Raw genomic sequence first — 14,584 nt, 5'->3', positions numbered from 1 at the left:
GGCGCATGTTTCGCGTTCTTACATTTTCCTTTCTGACGGCGTTGTGTGTCTTCGCACAGTCGCCTCGTACCCAATCTCTATCGGGCCGAGTGCTCGATCCATCCGCCGCGGCTGTGCCCGGCGCCACCGTGCGTCTCTACAACCGCGATAGTTCGTTCCTGCGGACGGCCGTCGCCGATGGGCAAGGCTCCTTCCGCATGGAGGATGTCCCGGCCGGCGAATTCCTGCTGGAAGGCCGGACCGGCGGGCTGGACCAGGCAAACGCCGTGAGTGTCACGGTGGAACACGGCAAGGATCTGACGGTTGATTTGAAGCTGGAAATCCGCGGGCTGGCGTCGCGCGTGCTGGTGACGGCCACTGCGAATCCGGTGTCGACCTCAGAGTCCGGCAAGGCGATGGATGTAGTGGATTCCGGCGAGATGGCACGGCGGCAGGTGATCACTTTCACTGAAGCCATCAAGCTGACGGCCGGGTTGCGGGTTCAGCAACTGGGTGGGCCGGGTTCGTTTACGCGGATCCTCACCAGGGGTTTGCGCGCGGCGGATACGGGTGTCCTGATCGACGGCATGCGGCTGCGTGACGCGGCCAGCGTGCAGGGCGACGCTACAGCGTTTCTGGGCGATCTGCAACTGATCGGGACCGACCGGATTGAAGTCCTGCGCGGGCTGGGCTCGTCGCTGTATGGGACGAATGCCACGGCCGGCGTGATTAACCTGGTGACGGACCAGGGCGGCGGCACGCTACGCGGTGAGGTGACAGGCGAAGGCGGCGGCCTGGGCCTGTTCCGGGGTATGGCTCGGGTGGCCGGCGGACTGAAGAACGACAAGTTCCAATACAGTGCCGGGGTGGCCGAGTTGAACGTCAACGGCGGCGTGGACGGTATCGAGAATGTCCGCAACACCAGCGGGATGGGCTATGCGTTGTGGCGCCCTTCGGCCAGCACTTCTCTTTCAGGCCGCGTGTGGGGCACCTCAGCGAATGTGGGGATCAACTCGGGTCCGCAGGCCGCGCCGGCTGCAAACCTGCCGTCGTCGACGGTGATTCCCGGGATTCCACTGGCGGCCGACCAGGCCCGGTTGGCGGACCAGGGCAAGCCGTTCTCGTGGGGCAACGCCACGTTTGCCCCGAACCTTTATGATCCCGACAGCCGGAGGGTGGGGCTGGTGGTCTCCTCGCTATTGAGCTGGAACCAGCAGGTGTCGCCGCGGTTCAACTACCGGGTGAACTACCAGGCGGTGAACTCGGATCGCGACAACAGGAATGGTCCGGCGGGATCGGGCTACCAGTCGCCGTACAATTCGTCGAGCATCTTTGGCGGACGGCTGGATACGATCCAGGCGCGGGCCGACTGGGTGCTGGCCAAGTGGAACGTGTTGAGCGCCGGGTATGAGTGGGAGCGCGAGTTCTATGAGAATCCCTCAACGGACCAGAATCCGGATCCAACGCAGCGCGTGGATGCGAAGGCCTCGGCCACGCAGCGCAGCCATTCCGTGTTCTTCACCGACCAGATCAGGATGCTGGGCGAGCGGCTGCAGGTGAACCTGAGCGGGCGTTTGCAGGATTTCCAGCTCTCGCAGCCGCTGTTCACGGGCGGCACTCCGCTATACCAGGGAGCAACGTTTTCAGCGCCGCCGAACGCGTACACGGGTGACGTGACGGTGAGCTACTTCGTGCCGGCCAGCTCGACGAAGCTGCGCGCGCATGCGGGCAACGGGTTCCGGTCGCCCACTTTGTATGAGCGGCTGGGCTCGTCGTTCTATTTCGGCGCGTTCAGCCCGCTGGGCGACCCGCGGCTGCGGCCGGAGCGGACGGTATCGACCGACTTCGGTGTGGATCAGTATTTCGCCAATTCACGGTATCGCGTGAGCGCGTCGTACTTCTACACGCGCCTGCAGGAAGTAATCGGCTATGCCGGGCTGGTGAACGATCCGTACGGGCGCTATGGCGGCTATGTGAATATGGGCGGCGGGTTAGCGCGCGGCGTGGAAGTGTCGGGTGAGGCCCGGCCCTATCGCAGCCTGACGCTGTCGTCGTCCTATACCTACACGAATGCGGACGAGAGGACGAGCGGGCTGATCGGGGGTTCGCTGCGGTCGATCCGTGTATTCCCGCAGATGTTCACGGCAGTGGCGACGCAGCAGGTGTCGAAGCGCACGCAGGTGACGCTGAGCTTCCTGGGCGCCAGCGACTACATCTCGGGCTCGTTCTTCGTGGGCAGCGGCAACCGGCCTTACCAGTTCGACGGGCCGCGGAAGCTGGACCTGGCGGTGAGCTACACGCTGCCGCTGGGCGAGCGGACGGCGCTGCGGTTCTTCACGCGAGCGGAGAATCTGACGAACCAGCGCTACTTCGAAGATGGGTTCCGGACGCCGGGCATCTGGGCGACGGGCGGGTTGAAGCTGTCGTTCTAAGCGAGGTCCACTACTCTCCGAACCTGGGATCGATCTCGATGCCGAGTCCGGGGCCGGTGGGCAGCGTGATGAAGCCCTTTTCGGGCACGAGGGGCGTCTTGAGAATGCGTTTGCCGCCGGGTTCCCTGATGAACTCCTGCGAGTAGCGGCAGACGGGTGTGGACGCCACCATGTGTAAGCAGGCCGCCAGGCCGATGTTGTGCGAGGTGTCGTGCGGCGTATAGCCGAGACCCGCCGCATCGGCCATGGCGGCGATTTTTTTGCACTCGCTGACGCCGCCGGCCTTGGTGACGTCGGCCTGGACCATGTCGACTGCTCCAGCCTCGATCATCTTCTGGAAGTCGTAGCGGGTATGGTCCTGTTCTCCGCCGGCGATGAACAGATCGAGCGCCGCGTTGACACGGGCTGTGGCGGCATAGTCAGTGAACGGCACGGGCTCTTCAAACCAGAACACGTCGTACTTTTCGAGCATGCGCCCGATCTGGATGGCGTGCGGCACGCTGTAGCCGGAGTTGGCATCGACCATGAACTCGGGTTTGGGTCCAATAGCGGAGCGCACTTCGCGCACCATGTCGTGATCTGGGTATTTGGGATCGGCGTCGAAGCCGTGACGGGCGGCGATTTTGATCTTGGCGGCGGTGAAGCCATTTTGGATGTCGGCGGCGCAGAGTTTGGCCTGTTCGACGGGAGCGCGGTCGCGGCTGGTATAGCTGGCGTACATGCGGATGCGGTCGCGCACTGCTCCGCCTAACAGCGTGGAGACAGGCACCCCGAGGGCTTTGCCCACTACGTCGTGGAGCGCGATGTCGACACCGGAGATGGCCATGGACGCTGACTGGCCGCGGGTCTTGTAGAGGCCGATGTAGAGCTTCTGCCAGATCTCCTCGATGCGAAACGCATCCATGCCGAGGATGAGCGGTTTGAGCATCTCGGCGAAGGTGACGTTCAGCGGGCCGTTGGAGGGGCTGGGTTCGCCCACACCGGTGACTCCACCATTGGTGTAAAGGCGGTAGAAGATATAGCCGTCGGCGTTGACTGCTTTGAGGTCAGTGATTTTGAGGGGCGGCAGGCCTTTGAGGAGAGGCGGCAGGCCTTTGAGGAGAGGCGACAGGCCGAGGGCGCCAAGGAAGGCTCGACGTTTCATGCGTGAACATGATGTCACAGGTGGAAGTGGCCAGGGGCACCCGGTGAAGGATGCCCCGGGCCGTCGGGTGGGGAGATTCCGAAGGAGTGGATGGTAACGGAATCACACCAAGCCTAAAACGGGTTGCCGTAGAGGTTCTGGAAGAGGATGACAGGTGCCGGCTGTCCGGTGGTCCAAGTGAACGAGAGGGTCGTACTGAGAGGCTGTTCCACTCCATTGACAACGAGCCCCCGGATTTGGGAGTTGGCATCCTCCGCCACGGTATAGGCGCCAGCGGCCAGGCCGCAGATGTTGAGGATGCCGTTGTCATCGGTGAAATAGGCGTTCACGACACCCAGGGGATCGGTGACATTGAACAACCAGCCGGCACCGATGCCAGTGTGGCCATCCATGAACTGCAGTTGCTTCTCGACGCTCAGGCAGAAGGTGGCGGCATCGTTCTTGGCCTTGAAGTTGTCCGATTTTGAGGCCGAGGGCATGAAGCCGTGGAAGCAGCCGTTGCCGCAGGAGTTGTCGACGAGGTTCGGATCGCCGACGAAGCTGATGACCGGAGTGGCCCAGACTTTGTAGGCGCCGCCGTTGTTGGGCGTCGGGGCAAAGTCAGTGGGGCAGGTGGCGTTGGCGAGGCGGATGGTGATAGCGCCGAGCTCGGGATGATCCTGGTCGAGGCCGATGGGATGGACGGGGCCGCCGACGCCGGTATAGGCCACGATGACACCGTTCTGCACCCGGAATCTCCGGTTGGCGACCACGTCGGTGCTGAGCAGGGTCTTGCCGCTGGGATCGGTGACCTGGAAGTAGTACTCACCATCATCCAAACCAGCCGCGTGGGCCGGAGCATTCGGGCCCGGGCCGCCGTCCAGGAACACGGCACAAGTGGAGGAATACTGATTGTGGTTCACGGCCGTGCCGTCACCCAGCGTGGTGAAGATCGCTCCGCTCGACGCTTTCGGCTGGGCTTTCACCGGGGCGGAAAAGATGATCAATCCGGCCAGAATCAAGGCCGCAGTGAGCGTAAAAGTCCTGATGAGTTTCATGTTTTGTCCTCCGTCTAAATAAGCAAATCCTGCAAGGAGGGGAATGCGGCGGCGCAGCGTGACGGGGCACGCGTATTTGACGCGCGAATCGAGCCACGTGCGGCGACGGATGCCTCCACAAAAAGGACCACTAAGGTCCTCACTCTGGATTTGATTCTAGACGTACTAGAACCAAAGGACTAGCAGAAGAACGCCGTAGTTATCCGGCGCAAATGCAGTGGGTGGCACTAGGGTTTCCTGACGAAAGGAAGCGAAATAAAATTGACTAAAGATTCAGGATTAGCTAGGGCGGTGGTGTTGGGAACCGGATGCCCCAGTAGCGTCTCGCGGACTGCGACTTCACTGAGCTTCCCGCTGACAGTGCGCGGTAAATCACTGACAGGAAAGATGTGCCGAGGTACGTGGTGCGGGCTGGCCCCGGTGCGGATTTGGCGGCAAAGACGGTCTTTGAGCTCGGGGGAGAGGTCGATCCCAGGCCGCAGTTTTACGAACAGAATAATCTCTACATCATTGTCTACATTCAAGCCAATGACGAGAGATTCGAGCACTTCGTCGACCTGTTCGACCTGGCGGTAAATCTCGGCGGTCCCAATGCGGACCCCGCCGGGATTGAGCGTAGTGTCTGAGCGGCCTGAGATGATGACGCCGCCGCGAGGGGTAATTTCCGCCCAGTCTCCGTGGCACCAGACTCCGGGAAAGCGTTCAAAGTAGGCTGCGCGGTATTTGGATTCGCCGGGGTCGTTCCAGAAGTAGAGAGGCATGGAGGGGAACGGCGGGTGGCAAACGAGTTCGCCCTTCTCCCCAACGACCGGTTGACCCTGCTGATTGAAGACCTCGACGTGCATGCCGAGGCCGCGCACCTGGATCTCGCCGCGATAGACGGGCCCGACCGGGTTGCCCAGTGCGAAGCAGGAGACGATGTCCGTGCCGCCGGAGATGGACGAGACCTGGATGTCGGGGTGGATGTGGGAGTAGATGTACTCCCAACTCTCGAAGGGCAGCGGCGAGCCGGTGGAGAGCACGGTGCGGAGCGCGAGAAGGTCGTGGGTGGTGCGCGGCGACGAGCCGGCCTTCTGCATCAGCATGAGGTACTTGGCGCTGGTGCCGAAGATGGTGACGCGGCTGGCGGCGGCCATATCCCAGAGGACATCCTGGCGGGGGTAGACAGGCGAACCGTCGTAAAGCACGATGCAGGCGCCGGTGGCGAGCGCGCTGACGAGCCAGTTCCACATCATCCAGCCGCAGGTGGTGTGGTAGAAAAGGCGGTCGTTCGGCTTCACGTCGGTGTGGAGGACATGCTCCTTGAGATGTTGAAGCAGGGTGCCGCCGGCGCCGTGGACCATGCACTTGGGAAGACCCGTGGTGCCGGAAGAGAAGAGGATGTAGAGCGGGTGTTCGAACGGGAGTTGGACGAAGGTGAGCGGCTTGGGCGGATAGAACGCGATTTCGTCCTGCCAGCGGATGGCATGGGGGATGGCCTTCAGGTTTGGATTGAGATCGTCGAGAGTGACGACGATGGTCAGCTTGAGGGTAGGCAGGCCCTTGACGATCTCGGCCAGCCGCCCGAGGGTGTCGATCTGCTTGCCGTTGTACTGGACGCCGTCGGCGGCGATCAGGACCTTGGGTTCGATCTGGCTGAAGCGGTCGAGCACGCCCTGCACGCCGAAGTCAGGGGAACAGGAGGACCAGATGGCGCCGAGGCTGGCCGTGGCGAGCATGGCGATCACGGTTTCGGGGATGTTGGGCAGCCAGGCAGCCACGCGATCGCCGGTGCGGACTCCGGAGGCATGGAGCGCCTGGGCCATGCGCGACACCTGTTGCTGCAATTCGTGATGGGTGAAGATGCGCCGCTGGCCGCCCTCGTTGCAGGCGATGATGGCGGGCGAGTCGTCGTTGTAGCGCAGCAGGTTCTCGGCGAAGTTGAGGTGCGCGCCGGGGAACCAGGAGACCTGGCGGACGCCTTCGGCAGGCTCGGTCACGGCGGTGTACTTCTGCGACGCCTTGACGCCGCAGAAACGCCAGACGGCAGTCCAGAACTCTTCGCGATTCTCAATGGACCAGCGCCACAGCGAGTCGTAGTCGCGGTGGCCGGCCATGAAGCGGTCGAGATTGGTCTGCGCGATGCGGCGCATGGAAGGTCGCCAGATCATGCGGGCACCACCGTACCGACGACGTCGCCCAACCCGATGCGGTAGCCGGCACCCTGGCACCAGCCGCGGAGGGTGACGGTGTCGCCGTCTTCCAGGAAGGCGCGCGTCTCGCCGGTATCGAGCGTGATGGGCTTGGTGCCGTTCCAGGCGAGTTCCAGCAGGGAGCCGTAGGAGTCTGGAGTGGGTCCGCTGATGGTGCCGGAGCCGCAGAGATCGCCTGGACGCACCGGGGCGCCATTGGAGGTGAGGTGCTGAAGCTGCTGGCTCATCGACCAGTACATGTGGCGAAAGTTGGTGCGGGCGATGCGGGTAGCGCGGGCTGCCGATGCAGGCTGGAGCCAGACTTCGAAGTGCATGTCGTAGTTGCGGGGCTCCGGCGTGTGCAGATGGGGGAGAGGCGCTGGTTGCTGTGCCGGCCCGTCGACGCGGAAGGGCTGGAGTGCATCGAGCGTCACAACCCAGGGCGAGATCGAGGTGAGGAAGCTCTTGGCCAGGAAGGGGCCCAGCGGCTGATACTCCCAGCGCTGGATGTCGCGGGCCGACCAGTCGTTGAGCAGGACGAGTCCGAAAACGTCCGTTTCGGAGGCCAGGAAGAAGCCGGTCTCGAGTTCGATGTCGAGACGGCGGCAGGGCGCATAGACGGCGGTCTGGTTGTCGGCGGTCAACTGGCCTTTGGGGCGGCGGACGGGTGTCCCGCTGAGGGCGATGGTGCCGCTTTTGCCGTGGTAGCCGATGGGCAGCCAGCGCCAGTTGGGCAGCAGCGGGTTGGCGGGATCGCGGAACATGCTGCCGACGTTGGTGGCGTGCTCCAGCGAGGAGTAGAAGTCGACATAGTCGCCGATGTGGGCAGGCAGGAGAAGCTCCACTTCCTCGACGCGGTGCAGGGCGGAGCCGGGATGGTCACGCAGCTCCGGATTGTCCGCGTTGAGGAGCCAGGAGATCTTCGCTCGCAGTTCGCGCCAGGCGGCCGGACCCTGGGCCATGAATGCGTTCAGCGAGTCGCCTTCGAGCAGGCCGAGTTCCGCGAGGTCGAGAACCCGATCACCGATAGCGACGCCAGGCCGCGGATCTCCGGGCCTCGAGGCGAAGATCCCGAACGGCAGGTTCTGGAGCGGGAACGGATGGTCCGGCGGCGTCGGCACCCAGCTCTTCAGGGTGGGGTCATTCGAATTGTAAGAAGCCATGGCGTTCCAGGTGCTCGATTGGTTCCAGAAAGCTGCAGGACCCGAAGCTGATGACGAACTTGCGGCGCAGCGTGACGATCTCATCGAGAGTAAACGAGAATGGCCCCGCGTGGAAGTGGGTTGCGGTGAATTGGAAATCAGCCCATCCTGCACCGGCGATGAAGCCTGCCAGGTCGGTCTCACCCGAATAAGCCGCAAAGGCGGCGGCGAAGAGGTTCAGGAAGCCGTGCAGGCGGGCACCCACTTGAGGGTCGTCATTGGGCACGGGCGCGTGGAGACCGGCCGTGAACTTGATGGGCAGGGCGCGGCGGGCGGCCTCCAGCAGGAAGTTTTCCACTGCATCGGCAGGTGGAATGGTGTCCGGAGTCAGTCCGCCGGTACGCAGCTTCACACCACCAGCGGTGGGGAACCGGGTGGTGAGCGAGCCGCGCCAGTCAATTTCGTGGAAGACGGGCAGGCCAGTGGGCGTAGCCAGGGAACCTGCGACTTCCAGGGCCTCCACCTGCGGCGGAAGCTCGGGCAGTTGCACTCCATCGCCGCGGCAGACCAGGGAGACCCGCGCTGGCAGGGGCTGAGCAGTCAGGAGCAAATCCAGAGGCAGCACGAAGCGGGCCAGCATGGAAGCGCGCGGATGCCGCTGGTAGTAGTCGTAGTTGCCGAGTGCCGTGGGGAGATCGAGCCGCGCAGGCGGGAACAGGCCCGCGTAGTCGACAATTCCTTCGAGAAAAGCGTTAATCGCGGACATACGGCAGGAGTTCCTCATAGCTCATCTTCCCGGGATGATAGAGGCGCACCATGCCGCGAGCGTCGATCACGGCCACGGTCGGCGTGGTACTGGCGCCCCAAAGCTTAAAGTTCTCTTCGCTGACCGGAACCGCGAGGCCCGGAATGTTCTTGTAGTAGCGCTGACGCACTTCGTCGATGTACTTGATCTCTTCCGCGCGCGGCACTTCCACTCCGCCTGCGGCATAGCCATAGGGCTGAGTGGGCCCGAAGACGGCCACTTGAGGATACTCGCGGGCGAGGCGCGCCACGACACCGGCCATGGCTTTGCAATCGGCGCACCAGTGGGCCCAGAAAAAGACCAGCACCTTGCGGCCTTTCAACGCGGCCACGGCGGGCGGCTTGTCGCCCACGTATTCGTGAATGTCCAGCAGTGGCGCCGTTCGGCCCTTCAATGAAATCAGGTTCAGGCTTTTCTGGACACGGGTTCGGATGGAGGTGGCGTGCCAGGTCTTCACTTCCTGCTGGAGAAACGCCACGGCCTCAGCCTTTTGGCCGCGCGCGTTCAACACCTGGGCCTGCACTTCAATCGAGGCGCCCAGGGCGAGCGGCAGCGAGGGTTCGGCATCGAGCTTACGGCGCTTGAGGGCTTCCAGGATCAGCTTGCGGGCCTCGGTGGCATAGTGATCCGCCTGGTCGTAGTTCTTGGCGGCCAGGTAGCCGCGGCCCACCCAGCTGACGGCTTCGATGTAGGCGGGGGTCACACCGGAAGCGGCGCGATCGGCGGCCAGGGCTTTGACGGCGGCGGCGTAGTCCTTCGCATCGAGGGCGTCGCGCACTTCCAAGACAATGGGCGGTTTCTGGGCGTATACGGGCGGTAGCGCCACTTTCGTGATGATCATGAGGAAAAAGAGGGGTAAGGTTCGACGCATTCGGCTCTCAGGTCAGCAGGAATCCGCCGTCGGCGACAACCACTTCACCGGTCACATAGGAGGCGCGATCGCTCACCAGGAGCACGGCCAATTCCGCTATCTCTTCGGGCTGTCCCACGTGTTGGATGGGCTGGTCTTTGAAAAAGATTCGACGGCGCTCTTCGTCCTTCCAGAAGAACTCGCTCAGTTTTGTCTGAATGAGGCCTGGCGCTATCGCATTGACACGTACACCCTTAGGCCCCAGCTCCTGCGCATAGGACTTGGTCATCATGATGAGCGCGGCCTTGGTCATGGAATAGAGCAGGCTCTCGAACTGCGGCTTCAGCCCAGCCACTGAGGCAATGTTCAGAATCGATCCGCGGCCTCGATCGCACATGCCCGGGGCAATGCCCTGGATGAGGCGGAAGGTGGACTTCAGGTTCACCTCCACCATCTTGTCGAAGGCGCCTTCGTCGAGACTCAGGCACGGGCCCTGGGCGACGTTGGTGGCCGCATTGTTCACCAGGATGTCGATGGGGCCGAGTTCCTGTTCGACCTTCGCCACCAGGACCTTGAGGTCGTCCGCGCGTCCCACATGTGCAGCGCAGGCCAGTACTCCTTCGCCGAGCGATGCAGCCACGGCGTCGAGCGTCTCCTGCCTGCGCCCGCAGATGGCGACCTTTGCGCCTTCGCGATGGAAGGCAGCGGCAATGGCGGCGCCGATGCCCCGGGAGCCTCCCGTCACCAAGGCGACCTTGCCAGCAAGGAGTCCTGCCTGCTGGCCGCTCATACCTTCAGGAATTCGCGGGTCCATTTCATGGAAGCTTCGAAGTCCTCGCGTTCGCGCGCGGCCACCTGGTCTTTGGCCGGAGCCGGGCGCGGCGTTTGCGGAGTGCCTTTGCCGGCCAGGTTGAGGAACCGCGCGAAGTCGGCCGCGGGAATACCGCGATAGCCGTCCCAGAATTCGGGCTTGCGCCAGGTATAGGGACGCGGGCCCATGACGATGATCTCCAGCGACATCGACTTGCCGGGGCAGAGCTCCAGGAACCGTGTGAGCAGGCCCTCGATGCCGACATTGCCCTCGCCCATACGCGTCCAGTTCACCTGCGTGCCGTTCTCGTCGTTCCACAAATAGCTGTCGCGGATGTGGCTGGTGAGGATGTAGGGCGCCAGCGTTTCCAGCGTGAGGTTCGGATCCTCCAGCACCCAGCAGGGGTTGCCGGAGTCGAAGCAGGCGCCGACAACATCCTTGCCCGCGCCCTCGATCAACATGCGCAGCTCACGCGCCTGCATGTCGCCGGCATGGTTCTCGATGGCGATCTTCATGTTGAGGTCCTGCGCCTGCGAACGCACGTTGCGCAGCACCTTAACGCTGTCTTCGATGCGGGCCTCGATGCCACCGGGGGTCTTGCGGTCGGCCAGCGTCCCCTGAAACGCGCGCACCAGCTTGGAGTTGGTCAGCTTGGCGGCGCGCATCAGGCGGATGAGCTGTTCCTCGGCCGTGCCGAGCTTGGGATCAAAAGCAGTGGAGGTGGGGCACATGGAGCGCATGCCGATCTCCACCTCGATGCCGAGTTTGGCCGCGTGTTCGCCTACTTTGCGGACGTGGTCGTCTTCCAGGGAGCCGAGAAAACGGATCTCAGAGAAGTGCACGGTGCGCGCCCCGAATTTGGAACAGTAGTCCAGGTACTCGAACGCCGTCCAGTTCTGCGAGCGCAGGCTGAACAGGTCCACACCAAGTTTCGCTCCGGCGGGTGCGGCGGCCAAAGCGGCCGGCGCGGACAGGGTGGTGGCGAGGAATTCGCGGCGCAGCATGTGGCTATTATCCGGCAAGTTCGCGATAAGTGAAGAGGCGAACGTTGTTCTTCGCGAGAAGATCCTTCGCTTCCTGGCTGGTCCAGAAGCGGAAATCTTCCCATCGGTATTCCCAGGCGCCCGTGACGGCGCGGATCTCGGCGTCGTCCTTAGCCAGGTGGATGATGAGCTTGGTGACGCCGGGCTTCAATTCCGCGATCAGCTTGCGATAGTTGGCAGTGCGCTCATCCCAGCCTTTGCCGGGCACGCCGGTCACCAGGCGGTCGAGCATCTTATAGCCGGCGGCCGCTTTCTTGTTCAGCATGTCGACGGTGATGGGGTACTCCTTCATCTCCTTCTCGGCCTCGGGCGTGGGGCGCGGGAGCATGCAGGGGACGTTAAATTCCTTGGCGACCTTGGTATAAACCTCGAAGAAGTCGGGCCGCGCGAAGAGCGTGCCCATATGCGTGTCGACGTGGGTGAACTGGATGCCGTATTCCTTCGCGCGAATGACCTGGGCGCGGAGTTCCGTTTCCACTTCGGCGGGCGTGGCGTGGGTGGCCGCGTTGCGGACATCGCGCCAGATGTAGCCTTCCGGATCGAGCAGGCCCTTCACCTGATCGATGGGAGCCACCGGCCGCCAGCGATAGTACTTCCACTCACTGGTGAGCGTGAGGTGCAGCCCGAGGTCCATTTTGGGGTTGGCCTTGGCCCAGGCGGCGAATTCGGACACCCAGGGGCAGGGCATCATAATACTGGCCGAACTGACCGAGCCCTTGGTGAGGGCTTCGATGGTGGCCACGTTCACGGAATGGCACATGCCCGCATCGTCGGCATGCACAATGAGGCGCTTTTCACCGGTCTGTGCGGAGAGCGAAGGCAGGGCGGATGACGCGGCCGAGGCGGCGGCCAGGGAGAGAAAACTTCTGCGTTGCATCAACACGATTATCGTGCAAGCCGCAACTGGATGTGGGCGCCCGCCGGAAGCGCGCTAAGCGGTCCAGGCGTCGGGGTTGAGCAGATTCGCGGGACGCTCGCCTTTCAAAGCGGCGGCGGCATTCTCCGCGGCCATCATCGACATGCGGCGGCGCGTGGCGACGCTGGCGCTGGCAATATGCGGAGCCAGGACGACGTTCTGCAGCGAAAGGAGTTTTTCTTCCACCTGCGGCTCGCGCTCAAAGACGTCCAGGCCGGCGGCCCAGATGAGCCGCTTTTCGAGGGCGTCGGCGAGAGCGGCTTCGTCGACAACCGGGCCGCGAGAAGTGTTGATCAGAATGGCTGTCGGCTTCATGCGAGCCAGTTCGGCAGCCCCGATGAAGTGGCGGGTCTCCGGCGTCAGCGGTACGTGCAGGCTGACAAAGTCGGAATCGCGCAGCAGTTCGTCCTTCGAGACGAAGCGCGCATCGAGTTCGTGTTCCAGGGCGGCCGGAGCGGGCATCGCGTCGTTATATAGGATGCGCATGCCGAAGCCCTTGGCCCGGCGAGCGACAGCGGCGCCGATCCGGCCTAGGCCGAACAGACCCAATGTGGCGCCATGGATGTCCTGGCCGGCCAACAGGTCGATCAGCCAGGTCTTCCACTCTCCGGAATGGACGAAGGCGTGACCCTCGGGGATGCGGCGGGCGGTGGCCATCAACAGGGTGAACGCGAAGTCGGCTGTGGTCTCGGTGAGAACGCCGGGGGTATTCGTGACCAGGATGCCGCGCTCCGTGGCGGCCGGGACGTCGATGTTGTCGAAGCCGACGGCCACGTTGGCGATCACCTTAATCCCCTCAAACTGAGACAGTATTTCGGCGTTCAGTTTGTCGGTGAGCTGGCTGACAATCGCGTCGCAACCCTTGGCGCGTTCGATCAGCGCCTCGGTGGTCAAACCGGCATCGGTGCCCTCATAGTCCACCTCGAAGTCTTTGCGAAGGAACTCGACGGCTTCGGGGTAGACGCGTTTGGTGACTAGAATCTTCGACATGGCAGAGTCAGCCGCGATTGTCGCACGAGCGGCGAGGGGCTTACAATTGAGGATCCTCCATGAATTGCTGGGCGCTGTAAAGAAAAGAAAGACAGGAGAATCAACATGGCGAAACTGGGCTTCCTCGGTCTGGGCATCATGGGCGGTCCCATGGCCGGCCACCTATTGAAAGCCGGGCACGAGGTGGCGTTGTGGTCGCATACCGCTTCCAAAGCGGCGGCGCTGACCGGTCTGGGCAAGGCGATTGTTTGCGAGACGCCCAGGCAGGTGGCCGAGAATGCGGACATCATCTTCCTGTGCGTGGGCGATACAGACATGTCGGCCAAGGTGACGCTGGGGGAGAACGGGCTCGTTGAGGGCCTCCGGCCGGGCGCCGTGATCGCCGACTGCAGCACCGTCGCCCCCAGCTATGCCCGCCGGGCGGCCGCCACACTGGCCGAGAAGGGCGCCGATTTCCTGGATGCTCCCGTGACGGGCAGCAAACCAGGCGCCGAAGGGGCGACCCTGACCTTCATGGTAGGCGGGAGTCAAGCTGTCTATGAAAAAGTGAAGCCGTTCCTGGAACTGATGGGCAAGCGGTTCTACTATTGCGGTGGGACTGGGCTGGGGCTGCATGCCAAATTGACCCAGAACCTTATTCTTTCGAACCTGTTACAGGCATTCAACGAGGGTATGGTACTGGCTACGAAGGCCGGCGTGGATCCTGAACTGATGTTGGATATCCTCGACAACTCGGCGGCCAAGAGCGGCTTGGTGTCATTCAAGGCTCCTTATGTCTTCCGGCGCGACTTTAGTACCAATTTTTCAGTGAGATGGATGCACAAAGACATCGGACTGATGCTGGACACGGGCAATGAGATGGATGTACCGCTGCCACTCACCGCACTCACCCAGCAGTTGTTCCGCACGGCCATCGCTGAAGGTGCCGGAGAAGAGGATATCTGCAGCACTATCAAGGTTTTAGAGCGCCTCGCCGGGGTCGAAGTAAAAAAACCCTCCCAAAAATAGTAGAAAGTTCTTGCAATCCGGGAAACAGTATTCTAAGATTGGAATCAAGCCAGGGAGGCAACTCCCACCAAAGCGAGACTAACCTCAAAAGACCCCTGAAGCATTCAACCTCCCTGGCGCCCTCTGGGTCTTGCTTCCCTCCTCCAAAGAAAACCAAACGAACTTTACACGGTCTGGACTTGTGTGTCCTGGTTCACGCCCCGAGTCGCTCCCTTGCCCGCCTGTTGAGAATCAATTCCCATTTTCCCGTAGGACC

At 62.8% G+C, this 14,584-nt stretch carries 12 protein-coding genes; 2 read left to right on the top strand and 10 right to left on the bottom strand.

The genetic code is table 11. The features are described from left to right. Positions 1–5 precede the first annotated feature (5 nt). Positions 6–2,411 (top strand): TonB-dependent receptor, encoded by a 2,406-nt coding sequence (locus ACR9Y2_RS06390; protein WP_435040221.1) that lies wholly within the window; start codon positions 6–8, stop codon positions 2,409–2,411. A 10-nt stretch (positions 2,412–2,421) separates the two neighbouring features. Here ACR9Y2_RS06390 and ACR9Y2_RS06385 read toward each other — a convergent pair whose 3' ends face one another. The 10 genes from ACR9Y2_RS06385 to ACR9Y2_RS06340 all read right to left on the bottom strand — a co-directional run bounded on the left by ACR9Y2_RS06385 (position 2,422) and on the right by ACR9Y2_RS06340 (position 13,320). After that, positions 2,422–3,555, bottom strand: a complete 1,134-nt coding sequence (locus ACR9Y2_RS06385) for a mandelate racemase/muconate lactonizing enzyme family protein (RefSeq protein ID WP_435040220.1) — start codon at positions 3,553–3,555, stop codon at positions 2,422–2,424. Between the two features lie 113 nt (positions 3,556–3,668). Beyond that, on the bottom strand, positions 3,669–4,592 hold the full coding sequence (locus ACR9Y2_RS06380; RefSeq protein WP_435040219.1) for a hypothetical protein: 924 nt from the start codon (positions 4,590–4,592) through the stop codon (positions 3,669–3,671). Positions 4,593–4,819: 227 nt separating this feature from the next. Beyond that, complete coding sequence (locus ACR9Y2_RS06375) at positions 4,820–6,742, bottom strand: acetoacetate--CoA ligase (RefSeq protein ID WP_435040218.1); 1,923 nt, start codon at positions 6,740–6,742, stop codon at positions 4,820–4,822. Then, positions 6,739–7,926, bottom strand: coding sequence for a fumarylacetoacetase (fahA, locus tag ACR9Y2_RS06370; protein WP_435040217.1), 1,188 nt, complete (start codon positions 7,924–7,926; stop codon positions 6,739–6,741). Before fahA ends, ACR9Y2_RS06375 begins: the two co-directional genes overlap by 4 nt. Next, entirely contained in the window at positions 7,904–8,671 is a 768-nt protein-coding gene (locus ACR9Y2_RS06365; RefSeq protein WP_435040216.1) for a hypothetical protein, read from the bottom strand. The genes fahA and ACR9Y2_RS06365 overlap by 23 nt, the downstream gene beginning before the upstream one ends. Continuing rightward, positions 8,658–9,581, bottom strand: coding sequence for a TlpA family protein disulfide reductase (locus tag ACR9Y2_RS06360; protein WP_435040215.1), 924 nt, complete (start codon positions 9,579–9,581; stop codon positions 8,658–8,660). The genes ACR9Y2_RS06365 and ACR9Y2_RS06360 overlap by 14 nt, the downstream gene beginning before the upstream one ends. A gap of 7 nt (positions 9,582–9,588) precedes the next feature. Then, the gene (locus tag ACR9Y2_RS06355) at positions 9,589–10,350 is read right to left on the bottom strand and encodes an SDR family NAD(P)-dependent oxidoreductase (RefSeq protein ID WP_435040214.1); all 762 of its coding nucleotides are present in this window, start codon (positions 10,348–10,350) and stop codon (positions 9,589–9,591) included. Next, positions 10,347–11,375 (bottom strand): sugar phosphate isomerase/epimerase family protein, encoded by a 1,029-nt coding sequence (locus tag ACR9Y2_RS06350; RefSeq protein ID WP_435040213.1) that lies wholly within the window; start codon positions 11,373–11,375, stop codon positions 10,347–10,349. The genes ACR9Y2_RS06355 and ACR9Y2_RS06350 overlap by 4 nt, the downstream gene beginning before the upstream one ends. A gap of 7 nt (positions 11,376–11,382) precedes the next feature. Next, a complete protein-coding gene (locus ACR9Y2_RS06345; RefSeq protein ID WP_435040212.1) occupies positions 11,383–12,291 on the bottom strand; it encodes a polysaccharide deacetylase family protein in 909 nt (302 codons plus the stop codon). Positions 12,292–12,345: 54 nt separating this feature from the next. Next, positions 12,346–13,320 carry a 2-hydroxyacid dehydrogenase gene (locus tag ACR9Y2_RS06340; protein ID WP_435040211.1) on the bottom strand — a complete coding sequence of 325 codons (975 nt, stop codon included), beginning with the start codon at positions 13,318–13,320 and terminating at the stop codon, positions 12,346–12,348. Positions 13,321–13,425: 105 nt separating this feature from the next. On the opposite strand from ACR9Y2_RS06340, the gene ACR9Y2_RS06335 reads away from it, so the two are divergent. Continuing rightward, on the top strand, positions 13,426–14,328 hold the full coding sequence (locus ACR9Y2_RS06335) for an NAD(P)-dependent oxidoreductase (RefSeq protein WP_435040210.1): 903 nt from the start codon (positions 13,426–13,428) through the stop codon (positions 14,326–14,328). The last annotated feature ends 256 nt before the right edge of the window (positions 14,329–14,584 follow it).

The sequence above is a fragment of the Paludibaculum fermentans genome, assembly GCF_051172195.1.
GTDB lineage: Bacteria > Acidobacteriota > Terriglobia > Bryobacterales > Bryobacteraceae > Paludibaculum > Paludibaculum fermentans_A.
The sequence above is the reverse complement of the archived record's forward strand: the minus strand, read 5'-3'. Positions and strand labels throughout refer to the sequence as shown.

What these genes read in the sequence shown, in the direction of transcription:
- ACR9Y2_RS06375 (WP_435040218.1), bottom strand. Translation starts at nt 6,742, where the DNA reads ATGATCTGGCGACCTTCCATGCGCCGCATCGCGCAGACCAATCTCGAC.
- ACR9Y2_RS06365 (WP_435040216.1), bottom strand. Translation starts at nt 8,671, where the DNA reads ATGTCCGCGATTAACGCTTTTCTCGAAGGAATTGTCGACTACGCGGGC.
- ACR9Y2_RS06355 (WP_435040214.1), bottom strand. Translation starts at nt 10,350, where the DNA reads ATGAGCGGCCAGCAGGCAGGACTCCTTGCTGGCAAGGTCGCCTTGGTG.
- ACR9Y2_RS06340 (WP_435040211.1), bottom strand. Translation starts at nt 13,320, where the DNA reads ATGTCGAAGATTCTAGTCACCAAACGCGTCTACCCCGAAGCCGTCGAG.
- ACR9Y2_RS06390 (WP_435040221.1), top strand. Translation starts at nt 6, where the DNA reads ATGTTTCGCGTTCTTACATTTTCCTTTCTGACGGCGTTGTGTGTCTTC.
- ACR9Y2_RS06380 (WP_435040219.1), bottom strand. Translation starts at nt 4,592, where the DNA reads ATGAAACTCATCAGGACTTTTACGCTCACTGCGGCCTTGATTCTGGCC.
- ACR9Y2_RS06345 (WP_435040212.1), bottom strand. Translation starts at nt 12,291, where the DNA reads ATGCAACGCAGAAGTTTTCTCTCCCTGGCCGCCGCCTCGGCCGCGTCA.
- ACR9Y2_RS06360 (WP_435040215.1), bottom strand. Translation starts at nt 9,581, where the DNA reads ATGCGTCGAACCTTACCCCTCTTTTTCCTCATGATCATCACGAAAGTG.
- fahA (WP_435040217.1), bottom strand. Translation starts at nt 7,926, where the DNA reads ATGGCTTCTTACAATTCGAATGACCCCACCCTGAAGAGCTGGGTGCCG.
- ACR9Y2_RS06385 (WP_435040220.1), bottom strand. Translation starts at nt 3,555, where the DNA reads ATGAAACGTCGAGCCTTCCTTGGCGCCCTCGGCCTGTCGCCTCTCCTC.
- ACR9Y2_RS06350 (WP_435040213.1), bottom strand. Translation starts at nt 11,375, where the DNA reads ATGCTGCGCCGCGAATTCCTCGCCACCACCCTGTCCGCGCCGGCCGCT.
- ACR9Y2_RS06335 (WP_435040210.1), top strand. Translation starts at nt 13,426, where the DNA reads ATGGCGAAACTGGGCTTCCTCGGTCTGGGCATCATGGGCGGTCCCATG.